This is a genomic window from Halorubrum sp. CGM5_25_10-8B (assembly GCF_005435095.1).
Classification (GTDB): Archaea; Halobacteriota; Halobacteria; order Halobacteriales; family Haloferacaceae; genus Halorubrum; species Halorubrum ezzemoulense.
This window is the reverse complement of record NZ_SGTY01000027.1, coordinates 1-19,053: the sequence shown is the minus strand read 5'-3', so window position 1 is coordinate 19,053 and position 19,053 is coordinate 1. Positions and strand designations below refer to the sequence as shown.

The following is a 19,053-nucleotide window of genomic DNA, read 5'->3' as shown; positions in this document are numbered from 1 at the left end:
GACGTATGCCGATCCAGAACCGTTACCCCAGACTGATGCGTCGGACAAAGCAATGACTCGGTTCAGCGACGAGGACCGCGAACGAATCCGCGGAGAGTTGATCGAGGCGGGCCGTGAACTGTTTACCAGACACGGCTTCGACCGGACGCGGATCAAGGATGTGACGGAGGCCGTAGAGATCGGGACCAGCACGTTCTACCAGTTTTTCGACTCGAAAGAGATGCTGTACGTCGCCGTGCTGAAACGGGAGCGCGACCGGCTCATCGAGCGCGTCGACGCTGCGGTCGCGAACGCGGAGACACCGCGCGAAGAGGTCCGGACCATGCTCGAGACGCTGTTCGATGAGGTGCGATCTGATCCACTTATCTCCCGGATGATCGTCGAAAACGAACTTCAAACCCTCCTCGACCAACTCTCTGAGTCTGAACGGGAGTCGCTTACGGAGGAACCGGAAGGTGAGCCACTCGGCTACGTCGACCGGTGGGTTCAGGTTGCGTCGTTCCGGTTTGACGATCCTGATATCGTCCGGGACGCCATCGCGTCGCTGATATTCACCACGCGCTCGCAGGAACTGCTACACGAACCCGGCACCACCACGGATCCCGCGCGCGTCGATCAGGCGCTGATCGACACGATGGTCGATGGCCTATTCGTTGACCGCTCAGGCGAGCCGGCCGACGTTGACGCCGAATGAGTGCCCGTGTCACCCCATAGCGGCGCGCATCAAGGAGTAGGGTCGGCACGCACGGAGTCGAAACCCTTCCCGACCGCGACGATCCCCAGAAACCCGGCCTCAGACGATTGGACCAGTATCTACCGGTACGTGCTCGACGCGCGGTGGGCATAGGGCATTAATTGAATATGAGGGTGTCATAGAACTCTTCTCACACCGTCGACCACACGGTGATTCGCTCAATACAGCTGAGACACTGAGCTTAGCCGTTCGAATCGACATCGCCGAGTACGGCCAGAGCGCCGATGCTGCTGGTCGCAAAGAATACGGCACCGCCGACGAGGATCGGTGGGATAGTCACGGAGTGAAACGAGTCCAACACGTAGTTCCACTGTACGTCCCCCGTCTCGCGGTCGAAGACGGTGATCGTCTCACGGAGTTCGGTAGAGACGTACTCGGATCCGTCGACCATGGCAATCACCGTGTCGCTCCCGATACAGAACCCCTGAGCGTACACATCGTCGTCGTGTAGCACCCGCGTCGTTTCGGCCGCGAGATCGACCGCGAGTAGCCCCTCGGCGTTCGCCACGAACGCTGTCTCCCCGTCCACGGCCACCGTCGTGCTTTCCGTCCCGTCGATCTCGGCCAAGCCGATTTCCTTGGTCCTCTCCCCCGTTTCGGGGTCGTGGACGCCGAGACTGTTCCCGTCTACGACGAAAACGCCCCGCTCGGTCGCTACCGGATCGGCGCTCGTCGACACCTGCTCCAGTGCTTTCGTCCAGCGGGTTGTTCCGTCGTCGACGTCGAACGCCGCGACGCTGTCCGTGCTGTCGACGGCCCCCACCGCGTAGACGGTGCCGTCGTGGATCGCGGGCGTGACGCGCTGCTGTGTCACCCCAGCCGTCTCCCAATGTGGTTCGCCGTTCTCCGCTCGGAAGGCTTCGAGGCCGTCACGGGATGGAACGACGACGACACCCGACCGTTCGTCGACGGCGAGCAGTTCTGGAGCGTACGTCGGCCTCCCGCCGGTTTCGGGCTCTTCGAGCGGCTGTCGCCAGAGAACGTCACCGTTCTGTCGGTCGAGGGCGACGAGCTCCTCGTCGTACGCCACGAGGAATCGTTCGTCGACGAGCGCCCTTCCATGGTCGCCGTCTCCTTCGAGAAGTGTCCGCCACTGTTCGCTACCATCCTGTGCGTCGAGTGCGATGGCGCTTCCCTCGTTGCTGGGGTCGAAGTTTGTGGTGTAGACGATTCCGTCGGTGATCACCGGATCCCACCGTGTGAAAGTCGCCGACTCCCACGCTAGGTTTCCCCGCGGAGGTGCGGAAACATCCGACACAAACGTGTTCGCGCTGTTTGCCCCGTGTTGTGGCCAAGTCCCGTCAGGGACGGTGGGCAACGGCGTGTCCGGCCTGCCCAACGGAAGGACCGATAGGCACCCCGATAGTGCTGCGGTACCGACACAAGCCGTCGAGAGGAATGTACGCCGGTTCATACGGGCGATTGACGGGTCAGCGACCGAAGTCTCGTACTTTCTGGAGGGCGCATTCCTGTCGTCGTTCGTTTGGGTAGTGTTTAAATACTCATGCTTGATGTGTAAGCGCGTTCTATCAGCTAATTCGGCTATGAATTCACGGAATAAATGTCGTGACAACTCTTCTATGACACCCCATGAATATCTGTAGTCCACTTGTTGTAAGATAAGCCTCCGTTGGATGTGGACATGGCGAGAAGCACATCCTTCTCGCCCAACTGGCGAAGAGAGGCTTATTTTTAAAACAGGCAGACATGCGAGCAGCAGCATGCCGAACGCAGTCGTCTACGCGAAGGCTTCCAGCCACGAGTATGAAACCCGACACGCAGCGCGAGAGTCTACTCGACTACGGTCTCATAACGGCAATAGGCCCCGCCTTGGCGGCACTTTTATGTAGTACCGCACAAAGATTGCTACTGTACAGTAGTAAACTATGAACACTAGACTACTTAACCGGGACACGCCGAGAAAACTGGCGAATAGAGTGCGTGATAACCTGGGCAAAAGGGTTAATACCCTGTCAGAGATACGAAGTCGACATGAGTTGCCATTCAACGGTGGCAAAGGTGGTCGTATGATTGACGGGACTGCTCTCGATGGGTTCCCGGAGTACATCGCAAAACAGGAGGCCGTCCTGATCGGGACCGTCGAGAACGGACAACTGGAGAGCGATGTTGCCTACTATGTCCACTCACGCGGTGAAATTGCTCTCGGAGAGTATGATCAGTCCGAGGACCGGTTTATCCCGAAACAGACTGTTGAGTCGGGTTCGAGTATAATGAGTGACACCGTCCGAGCACTCCTCGAGTCGGGTGTGGAGGCCACCCTGTCTCCAATCGGAGAAGCACTCAGCGATGCTGTTCGACTCTCGGAGGATGATTTGCTTGGGAAAAAACAGGCTCACGTGTATGCGCTGCGTGAGATCCACGGGTACAGCCGTGGTGAAACAGCAACCATCCTCAACGTCAGCCCGAGTACTGTCGATACACAGTTGTACAATGCCCGTGACCGGAAGAACTCCGCCGAGTCGTTCGTTGATACGCTCGATCAGATCGTCTCCGATATGAATTGAACACACACCCCACTGTCAATGTACACACTCGACCGCGACCTTGAGGAGCACGTCACAGAACTATCAGACGGGTTTGTCCGACTCGGCAATCGGGACACCCCGTTCACGCTCCAAGGTGGTGGTGACAAGCGGGTCGAAGCAGCGCAGTTCCACCAGACTCGGGATGCGGACATCCAAGAACGAGACGAACTCCGGAATGAGCCCGTAACACGCAACCTAGACAAGTGGAAAGACAATCCGCAGAAATACGACTTCCCACACGTTGACACGATCCGCCACGAGAAACTCAAGCAGCGTGCTACTGAAGCTGAAGAGTTTGTCAAAACCGTTGATCTGATCTCTAAGGTCCGAACTGAGGTCAACTTCAACACTGACGGGTTGTACGGTCAATACCTCCCAGGACCGGAAGTTCTTGAGATTGGTCAGGACACGTTCGATTTCCTCGGCTATCGAACCGGTCCAGTACTGGCTCATGAGGTTGGGCACGTGCTCTACGACGCTGTTACACCTGATGCGGGTCACGAGGAGAACCCGCCAATATTCGAAACAGATCAACAGCAAGCCGAAGCAAGGCGTATCAGCGAGCGACTTCACGGACCAATCCCGGAATCTGACATCGACGGGATCTCCAGTTCCCGTATGAGCGAATCAGAGTTGTTCGCGGAGGTGTTCACCTCACTTGTTATCGAAGGTGAAGCCGCAGGTAGAGTTGCACCGAATGCGAGCAAGCGCGTTCGTGACACTCTCGTCGATCACTTTGAGTTGCGTATCCGCTTGCTGTTCGACGGATAACAAAGGGAGGAAGCGCTTCCTGTAGCCCGTTACTCTTCTCGCAGCTCAGCCTCAGTCCGATCGTCTGTTTCCTCAACGTCTTCGTCGGGGACTGTCAAGTTAATATCCCCAGACCCATTATGTGTGACAGACAATCCTTCACTCCCACGAATGGATCTAGTTTCTGGTGCGTCGGTGAGTGCGCCATAAATTGCCTTCGCAACCACTTTGCTTGCTACTCCGACAACGAACGAAATAACGACAGTCTCAGGCCCGGTCAGGGTGTGGACTTCTCTGTAGTCGACTTTCTCATCAGTTTCTGATGCTACCTGATCAGCAAGAGACTCAATAATCGACTCCGCCTCGTGCTTTGACAAGGAATCTGCTTTGACTTCCCAGATGAGATATTCCTCTTGATCCATTTGGCTATTTTCTGTTAGCAAGGTTATTATTACTATCGGGGGATTTCTGGATTATACTCGCTACTGTAGTGATCGAAATACTCCTAGGCTCTGTCCGTGAAGCGACGGAGAGTAGGACACGAGCGGCTCCTTCTGGGAATCGATTAGAACGAGAGGGTCCCGGCGTCGTGAGCGAACACTAGGGCCCGAAGACGATCGCAAACAACGCCGCACGACCGCTGCTCACAGCGCTACTCCGCTCATCGAATCGATGATGTTCTCCTCTGTCGGCGCCGCGAGGTAGGGCTCGATCGCGTCATAGGAACTCCAGCCGCCGAGCGCTATCACGATCCGCGGGGAGACGTGCTCCTCGACGAGCAAGTGGTTCGCCCAGCAGCGACGGAGGTCGTGGGTACTCACGCGCTCGTAGTCTGAATCGCCGCTCTCTTCGGCAGCGCTGACGGCGGCTTTCTCAACCCAATTTTGAACGGTGCGCTTCGTCACGTCGACGAGCGACTCGTCCCGCGCGATCTCCTCAGTCTAGACGTAGCGGTTGATCGTCGCCTCGACATCGACAGGGAGCCACGTCTCGCGCTGCTTCCCGTCGACGAACCCGCCGGTCGTGTCCTTCCCGCCGACGACTTCGAGCTCGTAGTGGCGACCGTCGGTCATCCGCGAGATGTGCTGCGGCTCGACGTCGAGGACCTCGCCGACCCGGAGCCCGCAGTCGCCCATCAACCGGATCGCGATCTCGTGTTGGAAGGAGTCGGCAGCTCGGGGTAGCGCCTGGTACTCCTTGCGGGACATCCAGACGTTCCAGGAGCCGTCGCGGTTTCGCTCTGTTCTCATTTCGTGCTTCTCCGCATGTCCATGAAATATGAAGGTTGCGACGGACGGGGTTTCGGGAGTGATCGGGGTGGATCCGGCGGCTGTTCTTCGCGTTTGTATAGAAACGTGAAGCACCGTTCAGCAAACATCCTCAACATTGTCCTGTAGTTGAGGCCGACGCTTTTGGAGTGGTATGTATCTGAATGGGACTTGGAAACGCTCTTCAAACATCAAAATGGGGCTACCCACAGGCTGTGAGATGAGGAACTTGAGTGGTGGTAGAGTAGTTTTAGTCGATCTCAGAATATCAGCTCGGGATGAGTAAATCATTATTAAAGTTGCCAAACCAGATACAGCATCCAGTCCCGATTCTAATAGTGTTCATTAATTATAGATATTCGCACATAATAAAGATATTTAGTTTTATAGAATACATGTATCAGCCAGTATGATTGAGTCTGTCGTGAGCAGCCTAATCGCCACTGGCTTAGCCAAGGCTGGCTCACACGGTAAAGAATACTATGAAGATGCCCTTTCAGAAGATTTCTCTGAAGATCTCAGCGAAATCGGTGAAGATTTTAATCGCTCGCTCCGCGATAGTGTCACCGAAAGGATTGAAAACCAAAACATCGAACAAATATCAGATATAGGTGAGCAATGGACAGTAGTTGAACGTAGGTTGGGCGCAGAAACGCAGTTGGACTTCTCCGACGAAGACGCGGCGATCGAAGAGATCACCGATGCTATACTATATGCCGTAGGCCCTGAGGCAAGGGTTCGCTCCTGGATTCGCCGGAGTGTGAAAGAAGCTGTTGCCGAAACATATACCGAGGCAGTACAGGACTTCAAACAGCGGATCGCTGGTACTGATCGCGCCGACTTACTTGGGTTCGCAAACGATGAAGAGTTGTTGGAGCAGTGTAGCGCAATTGAGGCAAAGATCGGCAACATCCTACAGTTACTCCAGCGGCGACAGTACTACACTTTGTTCGATGGGACTCCTGAGGGTTTTGAACAAGCTCGACGAGAGTTAACGTCAGAAAATATTGAATTCGTTGACCGGGAAATTCTCCCCGAAGATATCGAAGCATATCGTTTGCTGCTTGTCGGACGAAAAGGGGTTGGCAAGTCGCGGACACTCGCAGAATTAACGCGACGCATCGATAGTGACGAAATTTCACATATTATTATTCCGAGTGAAGGGTTCGATTCGAGAGAGGATATTGGAGCGATTGAACAGGAGTCTTTTTCAGGGGATGTACTACTCTTGTGGGACGACATACATAAGATATCTGAAGAGGGAGAAGACGCAACGGTTCTAAGTTTGGTAAAGAAACTAGAGAATATTCTTGACAACCAGGGGTATAGTCTTCGGGTGCTTGTCGCGAGTCGATCAGAACGTCTTGATCAGTTACCTGGAAGTCTTAACGACCCAGATTCATTCTGGTACGAGTTTGAACAAATCGAACTTCCCCCGCTTGATCCAGAGGTTCTCGTCGAAATACTGCGTCGAACGTTGGAACACTACGAAGTAGAAGCGAGTGAAGATGTAGTGCGAGAGTTCGTGGCGAAGGCCCTACAGACCGACCCTTCACCATTCTACGTGGTGTCTGTCGTCGGTCTCGCAGATAATGAATTGACAGAAGAAGACATTGAGAGGCTTCCGGAGACGGCTCTCGAAGTGTGGGAATATCAGTACGGGCAGCTCAGGGAGGAACCGCAAAGGATACTGCGCACTATTGAACTTCTGTCCCTCACGGGTAGTCCATTCTATAAGTCCCTCGTGGAAGGTGCGTATAGGAAGGTATTCAACCGTCCTGCACCGGAATATGGATTTCGAGACCCCGTTGAACCATTACTGAACCAACAGTGGATTACGCTCAGTGACTCAGACACAGATCCATTCAAAGGTGAAACTGAATACCGCGTACACGATATTCAGATCGAAGCTATTCAGCATCCAGTCGACAACGCTCTAGAACCTTTTTCGAACTACCTCCTCAGCGAGTTACGGGCGGATCTCCCTGAGGCAGAGAATGAACGAAGAGTATCAACACACCGGCAATTTGCGAATCAAGTTTCAGAACTAGGCACAGAAGAATCATCAGAGATTGCGACGGTACACTACCAATACATTCTACAATCCATCGACTCTGATGACACTGCAACTCGGATATTCTTTGGTCGCCATCTCAAGAATCAGGGAGAAACAAAAAAAGCGACTGAAAAGTTCAACTTCGCTATCGAGTCTCTCACAGAAGAGATTGAGAACGGGCGCAACGATCCGGCAATCTACGCCATCCGAGGTATGACGAGAGGCAATACCGGTAACCACGAGGGTGCCATCGAGGACTTCTCAAAAGCCATCGAACGCGGCCAAGACGACGCCGAGATCTACTACCAGCGAGGGCATGCGAGAGGCCATACGGGTGACAACGAGGGTGCTGCCGAAGACTTCTCAAAAGCCATCGAACGCGGCCGAGACGACGCCGATATCTACTACCAGCGAGGGAGAGCAAGATTCAACGCCGATGACCACGAGGGTGCCGTCGAGGACTTCTCAAAAGCCATCGAACGCGGCCGAGACGACGCCGAGATCTACTATAATCGAGGGAATGCGAGAGGCCATACGGGTGACCACGAGGGTGCTGCCGAAGACTTCTCAAAAGCCATCGAACGCGGCCGAGACGACGCCGATATCTACTACCAGCGAGGGGGAGCAAGATTCAACGCCGATGACTACGAGGGTGCTGCCGAAGACTTCTCAAAAGCCATCGAACGCGGCCGAGACGACGCCGATATCTACTATAAGCGAGGGAGAGCAAGATACTACGCCGATGACCACGAGGGTGCCGTCGAGGATTTCTCAAAAGCCATCGAACGCGGCCGAGACGATGCCGAGATCTACTATAAGCGAGGGAATGCGAGAGGCCATACAGGTGACCACGAGGGTGCTGCCGAAGACTTCTCAAAAGTCATCGAACGCGGCCGAGACGACGCCGATATCTACTTTAAGCGGGGAACCGTGAGGGCAGAATCAGGTAATTTCGGTGCGGCAATTGAGGATTTCGAACAGGTGTTATCTATACGTCCAAAAGATGATAACGCTCTCCGAGCGTCTGTAGAATCAAAAATTGTACAAGGGAGCGTAGATTCCGCATTTGAAGATGCGCAAGAGGCATACCGATTTGCCGAGTCAAGTGATGATCGCGCAGTAAGTCTGCTGCTACTACTCATTACAAAGGTAATTCTTGAATTACCAAGAGAAGAGGAACAAGATTATCGAACCATCTGTAAGGAAAAGTTCGATGCCGGATGGGATCTGGGAGTACTTGATTCATGGCTCGATCGTGTCGACCTCACCGAAAAAAAGCGGGAGCGAATTACTGAGTTACTTGATCTATACCGAAAAAATCAATAGTAGATTTTGCCCCTCGACCTGTATTAGTCCGCCTGCGACACGCCCCGCCCAACACCGAGATCGAGCGCTTGCTTCGCGGCGAGCCGCTCGACGACTTCGCACTGCGCGAGCTCCGGGAGGTCGCCGCCCTCGTCGGGGATCCGGACCACGTAGGTCCGCCGTCCGAGCCGGTCGACGTCGAGGTGCTGCTCGTCCGGGAGCTCGCCCTCCTCCAGGAGGCCGTCCTTTTCGAGGTCGTCGCGCGGGAGCGTCACGACACCCGATCCGCCGTGGTTCTGTAGCTTCTGCATATCCGCGCCGTACTGTCTGGGTGTCTTAAAGGTACCTCTGGCATGGACGAAAGGTTACTCTGGTCCATTTGAGACGAGGGTTCAACGGAGGGGGACGTTACGGCCGGTCTATCGTCCGATTCCGGACGATAGACAGCGATGAACGACATAACTGAGAGAATCCGAGGTGATCGGAGACCGTGAGCGCAAGCCCTCGCGGGCTGGCGGTCAGCGACCGGTTCGCCGAGTACCTCGAACGGTTCCGGGTGCGGTACCCGCTTGATGTCGAATTGGCCGAGAAGCACGGCGTGCCCGCCGGAAACGGGCGCTTTCGCAGACAAATGACACAGATTCGCGGCAGCGGCGGCCACGGAGGTAGCGCATGAACATCAAGAAGACGGGACTCGCGGCGCTCATCGCGTTCGCGGTCCTCTCGTCGATGGTCGCGACGCCCGTCATGGCCGTCGGCGGCATCGGTTGGGGCGGCGACAGCGCCGCGCCGAACCCGACGCTCAACGCCGACGTCACCGTCGACGAGTGGAACGGCGCCGACTTCTCCGGCCCGCTCCAGTACTACGACGACGCCGGTGAGGCCGCGCAGCTCCCGGCGAGTCTCAACGAGTCGAACGACAACCCGATCACGCTGACCGCGACCGACATCGACTTCGAGCAGCGTGACGAGTTCCCTCGCAAGAGCGACGAGGACGGTGATAACGACGCCTCGGCGCTTGACGCGAGCGAGTGGACCACGAGCGGCGCGACCGTCTCCTCGACGACTACCGCGCCGAGCGTCGACGCGCTCAACTACGCCGGCTCCGCATCGAGCGACTCGGCGACTTACAGCAACTTCACCGTCGTCGACGGCGAGAAGGGCTACCTGACGGTCGCCGCCGACATCTCGTCGGCGAGCGGTACGCCGACGCTCCAAGTGACCGACGCCGACGGCGACTACGTCGAGATCGTCCTCTACGACTCGACGGCCGCCGCGAGCGACGACACCGTCCTCGCGAACGTGACCGGCGAGGGCATGGTGCTCCAGGAGCAGATCGGCGACCTGCCCGTTCAGGGCGGCGGCGACGGCACGTTCGACACCGCCGAAGAGGTCGTCATCAGCGGCGACGTCGACGCCGACATCTCCGTCCTCGACGCCGAGCGCACTCGCGAGCTCGAGTTCGGCGAGCAGCTCGTCGAGAACGACGACGAGGAGCTCGAAACCGTGACGATCACCGAGCCGCGCGGGGCGTACTCGGTCGCGAACATGGACGGGTTCGACGAGGTCATGGCCGACGCGACGATCCACGGCCTGACCGTCGACGCGATGTTCCAGGCGTCCGACCTTCAGGACGCTGACAACGTGAACGCCGAGTTCACGCAGGACAACGACTACCCGCAGTGGGACGCACTCGGCCAGTTCGACTACCGGCTTCAGCTGCCGACCGCGTTCGACCTGAGCTACGCCGACACCGAGTTCGTCGACGACCCGACGCTGCCCGGTGAGCGGTACAAGACCGTCGAACTCGCTGAGGGCGTCGGCGACACGGAGTTCTCCGAGATCGACTCTTGGACCGACGTGACAAGTTCGTACGGCTCGGCCGAGGTCACGCTCGACTCGACGGTGAGTTCGGGCACGACCTACGCGGTGAGCTACGACCTCGTGCTGACGAACGGCGAAGTCTCGACGATCGAGAGCGCAGCCGGCGGCGGTGCTGGTCCGATGAGCAGCGGGAACGGCGGTCCGATCGACTTCCTATTCTCGATCCCGGGACTGATCGTCAGCGCGATCACGAGCGCCGTCGGGATCAAGATCTTCGGCGGAGGGTCGTAATGTCTGGAGCCGCCGACGAGCTCCCGAGCGGAGACGATCCGTCGCCGAACTCGGTGCTGACGGGGACGATCGGCTACCTGAACGCGGACGGGACGCTCGGCACGCTGCTTCAGGGCGCGATCTTCGGGACGCTCGTCTCGGTGTTCACCGGCGGCGTCAACCTGATCCAGAGTATCGTCGGGCTGATCACGGCGCCGATCGACGCGACCGGCGAAGCGACGATCGCGACGATCGAGGCGACGGTCATCGAGCCGCTCGGGATTGTCACAGCCAGCGCCCAAGCGTCGGCGATGTCTATCGGCGACCAGTTCGGCGTGTTCGCGTTCATCGTCGGACTCGCGATACTGCTCGGCGGGTTCTGGATTGTCATTCAGTTCCTCCAGGAGGACGAAACGTCGGACACGTTCATCGTGCCGGGGTTCCCGGACATCCCGTTCATCGGGGTCGACGAGGAGAACGACGAGGGCTGACGATGTGCGGACCATCGCAACCCGGCCACGCGCTAGCGGGGGTGGAGAGCGGTGGCTGACGACGACCAGACGACGCTGGGTGACGAGGAACAGTCGTTCCTGTTGAGCGGCACCTCGTCGCTTGACGGCGTCGACTTCCGCGCGGCGACCGGCATCGACGCGAGCAACCTCTCGCGGTCGGTTGTCGGAACGATCGGGTTCGCCCTCGCGGCCGCGGCGACCCTGTTCGTTCAGGGCGTCACCGAGGCGTGGACGCGGCTCATCGACGGGCTCGCCCGTTTCCTCGCTGGAACGCAGGAACTTGTGACCGGCGTCGCGAGCAACCTCGCGCCGGGAGCGGTGTACCGTGACGTTCCGGGGCTCATCGGCACGCTCGCCGATGGCTGGGTCTCGGCGATGGAAGGCGCGTGGAGCTCGGCGCTGCCGGACTCCGGGATCGCCGCGTGGCTGTTCGCGCTCGGCCTCGTACTGCTGACGTTCTACGCCGGGGCTCGCGGCCTCGACACGGTGTCGGAGGTGCTGGAATAATGGCAAACACGTTCCCGTCTGGCGGAGGCGGCGGCCCGGCAGGCGACGACGGAGCGTCGGATACGGCTGATGACGGCTCGACAGACGACTCGACGAGCGACGGCGGCACCGGTGGCGGAGGCGGCTTCTCCGTTGCGTGGGGTGCGATCGCACCGGACTTCCTCACCGAAAACGGCGGCGTGTTTCGAGCGTTCGCGAACAACCCGCGCGGGTTCGTCGTCGGCGCGGTGCTGACGACGATCCTCGAAGCGGTGACCGGCGTCGTGACCACGATCGTCGACCAGCTCGTGCTGCTCGTCGGCGGGTCGCAGCCGACGCGGTTCGACGCACCGGGCGAGCAGCTCGGGCTCGCCGACGTCCCGGTCGCGATCGCCTCGACGCTCACCGGAGTGGGGAGCTTCGGCGGACAGGTGCTCCTCGACGGGATTGAGGCGTTCAACGCGACGCTGTTCGACGCCGCGGTGGCCGCGGGGCCGTTCGCGCCGCTCGTGATTATCGCGATTGCGTCGGTCGAGGCGGTCGTCGTGATCGTCGTGCTGCGCCGGCTCGTGTACGTGGCCGCCGATCTGCTCCAACTCGGAGGGCTGACAGAATGAACATCAAGCAACTCGCGAAGGACCCGCTGGCGCAGTTGGGCGCCGGACTGAGCGGGATCGTCGCGCTCCTGAACCCCGAGGTTTTCTTCGCGCTCTTCGACGCGCTGCTGGCGTCGGGGCCGCAGATCTTCTCGGTGGTGTCGGTGAGCGCGCTGACGCTCCCGCAGGTGCTGCCGCCGACATCGACGGCCGACTGGGTCGTCGTCGGCGCGGCCGTGCTCTTCATCGGCTACCTCACTCAGCAGGTCCTCGCAAACCTCGACAGAGCAACATGACACACTACCACAGCGGAGAGACGGAGGGGAATCGGAAGCAAACGAACGGAGGTGTCGACCCGTGTCGGCGGTGACGATCGGGCTCGGACTGCTCGCGGTCGGCGCGCTGGTCTACGCGGTCGGCGTCGACGAGTCGCGCGAGGCGGCTGCCCGGGCCGGTTCGGGCGTGAAGCGCGGAGCGACGTCGAGCGTTGCGGCCGGGGCGGCCGGCGCGGGGCTCGGCCTTCAGTTCGGCGACCAGCTGTTCAACGCGATCCTCGCTGACCCGGGATTCGCGCTCGCCGCGGTCACCGGATTCTTCGGCGCGCTCGGGACCGGCGGGTTCCTCGGCGACATCACGGCGGTTCAGTTCCTGCTCGTCGGGCTCGTCGTGTTCATCGGCGCGTTCGCGGTGTTCGGAGGTGACGACTGAGATGTCGCTCGGTACCCTCGAACAGACGCTCCGGAAGTTCCCGGGGCGCTGCGGCGAGTGGGCGTATCACGTCGTCCTCGGACTCATAGGGACCATCGCGATCGGGGTTTCGACGGCGAACGGAATGACGGCAACGCGGGTCGGCACGGTCACGACCGTGCTGCTCGCGGCCACGACTGCGGTCGCTTTCACGGCTGCCTACCTGACGGCGACGCAGATGGACAAGGGAGGAAAGCGATGAAACTGAGCACGCGCCGCGCGGTCCGCGGCTGGCTGCTCAACCGTCCCGACGGCACGCTGTTCTGGGCTGGCCTCGGTGGGCTCGGCGTCGCGCTTCTCGGCGTGTTCACCGACACGGGCGCCGTCTTCGCCGGAGGCATGCTCGCCTCTGTGAGCCTGTTCTACCTCCGAGATATGGTCTGGGCCGACGCCTGCCCGACCTGTCGAGCGGCCGTCGATGTGACCGACGAGCGGTACTGCTCGACCTGCGGCACGCGTCTCGACGAACTCGAGGCGGCGCCGCCGATCGACGAGCGGGTCGCCGAGCGACATCGCCCGGTCGGACTCGAAGACGTTGAGCGGTCGCCGCCGGTCGAGGCGATCGCGGACGGCGGGAGCTACGAGGAGGCCGACACATGACGGGGCGCGCCGCGGTCGCCGCGGTTTGCCTCGCTGTCCTCCTCGTCGCGACGATGGCGACGCCCGCTCTGGCGGCCGTGGCGCCTCCCGGACCCGCCGCGTCGCCGCAGGTCAACGCCAGCGACGTGTCGAGCCGGCCGTTCGACCTCAACGACCTCCGACGAGGTGGTACGCAACCGTCGGCGGCGCCGCCGAGCGTCCGGTACGTCGGTGATCCCGACGGCGCCGTCGCGATCCGGTACCGCCCGGCCGACCCGCTCTCTAACCAGCCGGTGTACCTCGAAGGCGGAGAGACGCTCAACACTGACGAGATACAGCTGTACTCGACCGTGTTCGGCGACTCGACGGGCGACTACGACCTCGTCATCACTTACTGGAGCGAGGAGACGCGACAGACCGAGAACGGCACGGTCGCGGTCGCGGCGGACCAGGAGGTTCAGCGGGCGGGCGTGACGATCGAGGACGGCTACGCGACGGCGCCGGTCGCGCTGAACAGCCACTACGACGAGTCTGTTCAGGCGACGATGTGGCTCGAACGCGACGGTGATCCGGTCAACGGCGCCCGCTGGCGGTTCGAGCACGCGTCGGCACCGGCGAGCCAGCAGGTTCAGATCGAGACGCAGGCCGACGCGTGGTGGTACTCGTTCCGCACCGCGATCCTTCCCGGACTCGCGTCGATCGTGGTCGGCCTTTCGGCCGCGAGAGCGACGCTGAAGCGGACGGGCCGCGGCCCGGGCTACTCGCTGGCGACGTGGGGCGTCGTCTCCGTGTTCGGCGGGGCGATCGTCCTCGCGGGACTTTACTACGAACTCGCGGTCGTGATAGCGAACCTCGACGTGCTGATGGGCCTCTCGCTACTCCCGATCGCCTACGGCGGCGGACTCAGGATGTCGCCGCCGACCGAACGGATCGCGTTCGTCCGGAAGGAGCTCACCGACGCAGTGAGCCTCCGGCGCGGCGAGACTGACAAGGAAGGCGCCGACCCTGAGGCGGTGCCCGACGGCGGCGAGCCGACGTCGAGGGCGACCGACTCGGTCGGGCTCGGCGAAGACGGCTACTTCGACGAGCTCTACGAGCAGCTGGCGATCAAGACGACCGTCCGCGCTCCGGACGGGCGTCGGATGGTGCCGAAGACGGGGATCCGCCCGTTCTTCGCGCGGCTGTTCGCGAGCGCAGCCCGACTCGACCTCTCGCAGTTGCGAACACGGGTCCGCGTCGAGGGGAGCGCCTCGCAGAAGGTGTACGTCGACCCCGACGAGGACAGCGCCGTCGAACATCGACCCGCTCGACTCCGGCGCCGGATGCCGGCGTGGCACCGGCTCCCCGAGCCCGACGAGGGCGAGGAGCTGTCGCCGATCACGCGCGGCCTCTATGGACTGCTCACGGTCGCGACACTCACGCTTCCGCTCATCGGCTGGTACGCTGGCGACGCGGTCGCGAACACGCCGACGGTCGGCGCCGGCGTCGGCCTCGTGCTGCTCGCACTGGAGAGCTACGAGGCCGTCGACGGGACGATCGACTTCGAGCCCGCGCCGCGCCACGACGTGACTGCGGACGCCTCGCTGACGGTACTCCAAGGCGAGCACGCGGACGCGAAACTGCTCGAAGACTACGAGGAGATCGCGTGGAGCGAACGCATCACGACGGCGCTCGAAGCGCGCGAGGTCGACTCGCGGCGCGACCGGACGCTCATCCGCTCGTTCCTCGAGGACGAGGTCGGACTGAGCCTTGACGCGCTCGGCCTCGACGAGAACGCGGCGAGCGAGCTCGAAACAGACGAGACGGAGTTCGCGTTCGACGACGTCGACCCGGAGACGCGCCGGGCGGAGGCCGACGGTGACTGAGGCCGACGAACCGGTCGACGAGAAGTCGATCCCGCGAACGACGCGGCCGGCACTCGACGTCCTCGACCGCGACCAGGACCGGCTGCTCTACGACGGCGATCCGAGCCGGTCGCCGCCGATCCAACCGCTTTCGGAGGGATTCGACAGCGCGTTCCACGCGCTCTCGTGGTATCAGGCGGCCGGGATTCGGACGCTCGGTCACGTCGACCGCGTGATCGAGCCCGCGGACATGCTGCCGATGGGCGGGCTGTTGGAGAAACTGCTCACGGTCAATGACGACCGGCAGTCGGTGTACGTCCGTCGACGGCTCGTCGAGAAGCTCGACGACGCGTGCGACCTCGCGTACCGGCAGTTCCGCGAGCGCGCCGGCGAGCGCGTCGAGACGGCGGACGGGGAGACGTGGAAAGACGTCGACCCGGACGAAGAGTCGAACCCGCTGATGCGCCCCGCGTTCCGCCGGCTCGATCAGGGGCAGGCCGCGGCGCTGCTGAACCTTTGGACCGGATTCGAGGACCGAGAGGAACTCGGACGGTGGGTTCGGTCGCTGTCAGCGCCGACGAACGGCGAGAAGCCCAGCGGCCTCCTCGACGAGATCGTCGCCTCACCGCCGCTCCTCGAGGCGCTGCTCGAACGGGACGAACAGGAGGCGAAAGTGACGCGGTACCGCTTCGCCGTGAGCGCCGTGATGCCGTCGTTCTTGGCGGCGGCGCGGACGCTAAGCGGCGGCGAGCGGACGGACAGCAGCGGGAAGACGCAGGGTACTTTCAGCACATGAGCAAGTCATTCAGCGGACAGCGGCGTACCGAAAAGAAGCGCGACGAGATACTGGAGCAGCTCCACGAGGACTTCGAGCCGTACACGGAGTCGCGACAGGCGAAGTACCACGCGGGAGAAGCGTCGTGGGAGCGGCTCTCGAAACGAGGGATCCACAACGACGGGAAGATCCTTCACGAGTACTTCCTCGACGAGGACGGGAACCAACTCCGGCCGTTCTACCGGAAGCTCGAAGCGCTGTCTCGAATCGCCCAGCGGGATGGAATCGAGAGCGCCCACTGGGTCTACCAGTATCCCGAGGCGTACCTCGACGCGCTGATCCACGTCGACGACGCGGAGCTGTGGGCACTGGAGCGCGGCGACCTCGACGCGGAGATCATCGCCGAGCAGCCGATCAAGCGGCGCCGGGTCCTGGAGTGGCTCGCGAAGCCGGAGAACGAGCACGTCCTGAAGGCGCTCCACGACGGCGGCACCGACATCTGGGCACACTCCGAGCCCGGCGAGGGGAAGACATCGTTCGCGAACATGGTTGGCGGCGTCCGGATGCCGGAAGTGAACAACGAGACGGTGCTGTGGATGCTGACGCTCGACGAGCTGGAGTGTCTCCCGCTGGCGCCGTTCATGACGATCGCGGTGCCGGAAGGAGTCGAGATCGAGGTTCACGCGAAGCCGCGGAATCCGACGCTCCCGACGGTCGAGATTGACCTGACTGACGTCTTCCGGGACACGCTGACGTACACGACACCGCGGGACCTGATCAACAAGATCGTCCCCGGCGGGCTCTACGCGGTACTGCCGGACCCGCTGTTCCGTGGCTGCGAGAAGCTGACCGCGGCGACGTACACGCCGGCTCGCGAAGCCGAGGAACTCGCCGAGGTGACGCCGCTGCGGGATGTCGCCTTTGCGTTCCTCGAAAGCCGGGCGAAAGACGACGACTTCCTCCACCCGACGCTGATGGTAAACGACGAGTTCAGCGACCTCGTGCCGCTGAACCCGGAGGCCGACGAGAACGACCTCAACCGGAAGGTGAAGCGCTACCCGGTCGCGCAGGGGAAAGCCCGGAAGAAGAACTTCTCGACGATGACGCTGTCCCACAGCGTCGCCCGCGTCGACGAAGGTGTCCGGGAGAAGACGCGGTGGTTCGTGACGATGCCGAACACGCCGCCGCCGAGCTCGTCGCTGTCCGGGATCGGGAACGTTCCCATCGACAAGAGCTACGTGAACAACTTCGCCGACGAGGTCGGAAAGGGCGTGATCTGGCGCAACCAGAACTACGCGCCGATCTCGTGGGAGAACCCGTACCGTCGATACAAGTTCAGAGGCGAAATCTCGGTGAGTTACCCCCGCCGAGAGGAGGCGCTCGATGAACTTTGAGGCCCTGAAACCGCTGAATATCGGCTATTCGGCAATGTCGAAAAATAGGGGGCCTCGGAGATCGGCCGACACGAATCTGCTCGCTGCCGCTCTCACTAGGCTGCGTACGCGCGCGTACCTAAAGGGAAGGCAGGGGGAGGGGGTGGAAGATGCCTAATAACCATACGACAGACGACAATAAAAACGACGACGGAGAGGAATCAGATCGCGAACTGAAAGCGACGGTGAAAGCGTACGCGCTGCTCGTCTACGCGTACCTTCGAGGCGGCCTCAGACGAGTCTTCGATGAGTTCGCGAAGGCGGCCGACGAGATAGCGCCGCAGCTGACGGGTGCGCTCTCGGGCGTGTCCGTTCCGGCTCGCGCGTGGAAGCCGCTCGGGCTCGCGGCTGTGCTGATACTCGCGGCCGTCGCGATACCCGCGGCGCCGCTCGGCGACGACCCGAGTGCCAGCGTCGAAACCCAAGAGCCGGTCGAAGGCGAGACGTTCGAAACGGAGACCGAGCCCGACACCGACTCGGAGACGAGCACCGAACCGGAGCGGTCGACGCTGAACGGTGCGACACTCAACGAGCTCCCGAGTTCGTTCCTCGGCGGCTCGGCTGACGCACCAGAACCGCCCGAGCAGGTTCGCGCGTCGGCCGGCTCGCAGACGATGAACATCGAGACCGCGGTCGTCGACGGCGAGCCCGCGATCGTCCTCGAAGACGACCGGACGCACGACGGCCGCTGGGTGTCGATCGAAACGTCGTGGTTCGAAGAGCAGCTCGGCGAGGTGCCGAACGCGGCGTACGTCACTCACGAGGACGGTTCGCGGTACGCGGCGGCGCTGAACGTGCGCAGCAACTCGGCCGCGTTCTACGTCCGCGAGTTCTCGACGAACACGGTGACGTTCGACGGCGAAGTGACCCTCTCGGGCGAAGAGGCCGGCGACGGAACCGAGTTCCAGTACGACCTCAACACGACGGATGTCGGTGCCCCGTCGATCAACCTGACGGGCATTGAGACTACGAACAACCGAACCGTCTCAGCCACGACGACGGGCACGATAGACCCGGATGTCGGTGGAACTGCTGCTCCGCCGGAGACGACGCTTACTGTCGAAGGGAACGGATTCGGGAGTCGTACCGTTTCGGACTCGGTAACCAGCGTCTCGGGCGGCTACTCGACGAGCGTGAATCTCGAAGGCTCGCTCACCGATACGCCTGAAACTGCGGCTCCAACGATCGATGTGACGGGCGTCGAGAACACGGCTCAGGACTCGACAAGCGGAACATTCACCGACGGGGGTTCGGTGCCGTTTAACATTGGTGGGACCGAGAGGCCGCGAGACGCGACGGTCACGCTCA

Annotated in this window: 22 protein-coding genes; 17 read left to right on the top strand and 5 right to left on the bottom strand. The window is 61.3% G+C overall.

The genetic code is table 11. The annotated features are described in order from the left end of the window. Nucleotides 1-52 precede the first annotated feature (52 nt). Nucleotides 53-694: a TetR/AcrR family transcriptional regulator gene (locus EXE51_RS16430; protein WP_137693106.1), complete on the top strand. Its 642-nt coding sequence runs from the start codon at nt 53-55 to the stop codon at nt 692-694. 241 nt (nt 695-935) lie between these two features. Here EXE51_RS16430 and EXE51_RS16425 read toward each other — a convergent pair whose 3' ends face one another. Next, nucleotides 936-2,168 carry a PQQ-binding-like beta-propeller repeat protein gene (locus EXE51_RS16425; protein ID WP_137693105.1) on the bottom strand — a complete coding sequence of 411 codons (1,233 nt, stop codon included), beginning with the start codon at nt 2,166-2,168 and terminating at the stop codon, nt 936-938. A 613-nt stretch (nt 2,169-2,781) separates the two neighbouring features. Between EXE51_RS16425 and EXE51_RS16420 the strand changes: the two genes are divergently transcribed. Next, nucleotides 2,782-3,279 carry an RNA polymerase sigma factor gene (locus EXE51_RS16420; RefSeq protein ID WP_158413912.1) on the top strand — a complete coding sequence of 166 codons (498 nt, stop codon included), beginning with the start codon at nt 2,782-2,784 and terminating at the stop codon, nt 3,277-3,279. An 18-nt stretch (nt 3,280-3,297) separates the two neighbouring features. Continuing rightward, nucleotides 3,298-4,071, top strand: coding sequence for a hypothetical protein (locus EXE51_RS16415; protein ID WP_094582307.1), 774 nt, complete (start codon nt 3,298-3,300; stop codon nt 4,069-4,071). 29 nt (nt 4,072-4,100) lie between these two features. Here EXE51_RS16415 and EXE51_RS16410 read toward each other — a convergent pair whose 3' ends face one another. The 3 genes from EXE51_RS16410 to EXE51_RS18045 form a co-directional block, all read right to left on the bottom strand. Beyond that, the gene (locus EXE51_RS16410; RefSeq protein ID WP_137693104.1) at nt 4,101-4,472 is read right to left on the bottom strand and encodes a hypothetical protein; all 372 of its coding nucleotides are present in this window, start codon (nt 4,470-4,472) and stop codon (nt 4,101-4,103) included. A gap of 222 nt (nt 4,473-4,694) precedes the next feature. After that, on the bottom strand, nt 4,695-4,955 hold the full coding sequence (locus EXE51_RS18050; RefSeq protein ID WP_241990657.1) for a tyrosine-type recombinase/integrase: 261 nt from the start codon (nt 4,953-4,955) through the stop codon (nt 4,695-4,697). Nucleotides 4,956-4,991: 36 nt separating this feature from the next. Further along, nucleotides 4,992-5,300 carry a hypothetical protein gene (locus EXE51_RS18045; protein ID WP_241990656.1) on the bottom strand — a complete coding sequence of 103 codons (309 nt, stop codon included), beginning with the start codon at nt 5,298-5,300 and terminating at the stop codon, nt 4,992-4,994. Between the two features lie 427 nt (nt 5,301-5,727). Here EXE51_RS18045 and EXE51_RS16400 point away from each other — a divergent pair, with 427 nt between their 5' ends. After that, nucleotides 5,728-8,700, top strand: coding sequence for a tetratricopeptide repeat protein (locus tag EXE51_RS16400; protein ID WP_137693103.1), 2,973 nt, complete (start codon nt 5,728-5,730; stop codon nt 8,698-8,700). Between the two features lie 23 nt (nt 8,701-8,723). Here the strand turns inward: EXE51_RS16400 and EXE51_RS16395 are convergent, their stop codons facing one another. Continuing rightward, the gene (locus tag EXE51_RS16395; RefSeq protein ID WP_137693102.1) at nt 8,724-8,990 is read right to left on the bottom strand and encodes a hypothetical protein; all 267 of its coding nucleotides are present in this window, start codon (nt 8,988-8,990) and stop codon (nt 8,724-8,726) included. A 179-nt stretch (nt 8,991-9,169) separates the two neighbouring features. Between EXE51_RS16395 and EXE51_RS16390 the strand changes: the two genes are divergently transcribed. From EXE51_RS16390 to EXE51_RS16330, 13 genes are all read left to right on the top strand, one after another. Then, the gene (locus EXE51_RS16390; protein ID WP_137693101.1) at nt 9,170-9,355 is read left to right on the top strand and encodes a hypothetical protein; all 186 of its coding nucleotides are present in this window, start codon (nt 9,170-9,172) and stop codon (nt 9,353-9,355) included. After that, nucleotides 9,352-10,794 carry a hypothetical protein gene (locus EXE51_RS16385; protein ID WP_137693100.1) on the top strand — a complete coding sequence of 481 codons (1,443 nt, stop codon included), beginning with the start codon at nt 9,352-9,354 and terminating at the stop codon, nt 10,792-10,794. Before EXE51_RS16390 ends, EXE51_RS16385 begins: the two co-directional genes overlap by 4 nt. Further along, complete coding sequence (locus EXE51_RS16380) at nt 10,794-11,264, top strand: hypothetical protein (protein WP_137693099.1); 471 nt, start codon at nt 10,794-10,796, stop codon at nt 11,262-11,264. The genes EXE51_RS16385 and EXE51_RS16380 overlap by 1 nt, the downstream gene beginning before the upstream one ends. Before the next feature lie 51 nt (nt 11,265-11,315). Next, nucleotides 11,316-11,792, top strand: a complete 477-nt coding sequence (locus EXE51_RS16375; RefSeq protein WP_137693098.1) for a hypothetical protein — start codon at nt 11,316-11,318, stop codon at nt 11,790-11,792. Further along, nucleotides 11,792-12,388 carry a hypothetical protein gene (locus tag EXE51_RS18040; protein ID WP_241990655.1) on the top strand — a complete coding sequence of 199 codons (597 nt, stop codon included), beginning with the start codon at nt 11,792-11,794 and terminating at the stop codon, nt 12,386-12,388. The genes EXE51_RS16375 and EXE51_RS18040 overlap by 1 nt, the downstream gene beginning before the upstream one ends. Then, nucleotides 12,385-12,663, top strand: a complete 279-nt coding sequence (locus EXE51_RS16365; protein ID WP_094553401.1) for a hypothetical protein — start codon at nt 12,385-12,387, stop codon at nt 12,661-12,663. The genes EXE51_RS18040 and EXE51_RS16365 overlap by 4 nt, the downstream gene beginning before the upstream one ends. Nucleotides 12,664-12,724: 61 nt before the next feature. Next, nucleotides 12,725-13,075, top strand: a complete 351-nt coding sequence (locus EXE51_RS16360) for a hypothetical protein (RefSeq protein ID WP_094494976.1) — start codon at nt 12,725-12,727, stop codon at nt 13,073-13,075. Between the two features lies 1 nt (nt 13,076). Continuing rightward, the gene (locus tag EXE51_RS16355; protein ID WP_137693097.1) at nt 13,077-13,316 is read left to right on the top strand and encodes a hypothetical protein; all 240 of its coding nucleotides are present in this window, start codon (nt 13,077-13,079) and stop codon (nt 13,314-13,316) included. After that, entirely contained in the window at nt 13,313-13,714 is a 402-nt protein-coding gene (locus EXE51_RS16350; protein WP_137693096.1) for a zinc ribbon domain-containing protein, read from the top strand. Before EXE51_RS16355 ends, EXE51_RS16350 begins: the two co-directional genes overlap by 4 nt. Continuing rightward, the gene (locus EXE51_RS16345; RefSeq protein WP_137693095.1) at nt 13,711-15,558 is read left to right on the top strand and encodes a hypothetical protein; all 1,848 of its coding nucleotides are present in this window, start codon (nt 13,711-13,713) and stop codon (nt 15,556-15,558) included. The genes EXE51_RS16350 and EXE51_RS16345 overlap by 4 nt, the downstream gene beginning before the upstream one ends. After that, nucleotides 15,551-16,333: a hypothetical protein gene (locus tag EXE51_RS16340; protein ID WP_199234074.1), complete on the top strand. Its 783-nt coding sequence runs from the start codon at nt 15,551-15,553 to the stop codon at nt 16,331-16,333. The genes EXE51_RS16345 and EXE51_RS16340 overlap by 8 nt, the downstream gene beginning before the upstream one ends. Beyond that, nucleotides 16,330-17,706: a hypothetical protein gene (locus EXE51_RS16335; protein WP_137693094.1), complete on the top strand. Its 1,377-nt coding sequence runs from the start codon at nt 16,330-16,332 to the stop codon at nt 17,704-17,706. Before EXE51_RS16340 ends, EXE51_RS16335 begins: the two co-directional genes overlap by 4 nt. A gap of 149 nt (nt 17,707-17,855) precedes the next feature. Further along, a partial coding sequence (locus EXE51_RS16330) for a hypothetical protein (protein ID WP_137693093.1) occupies nt 17,856-19,053 on the top strand: 1,198 nt, incomplete at its 3' end.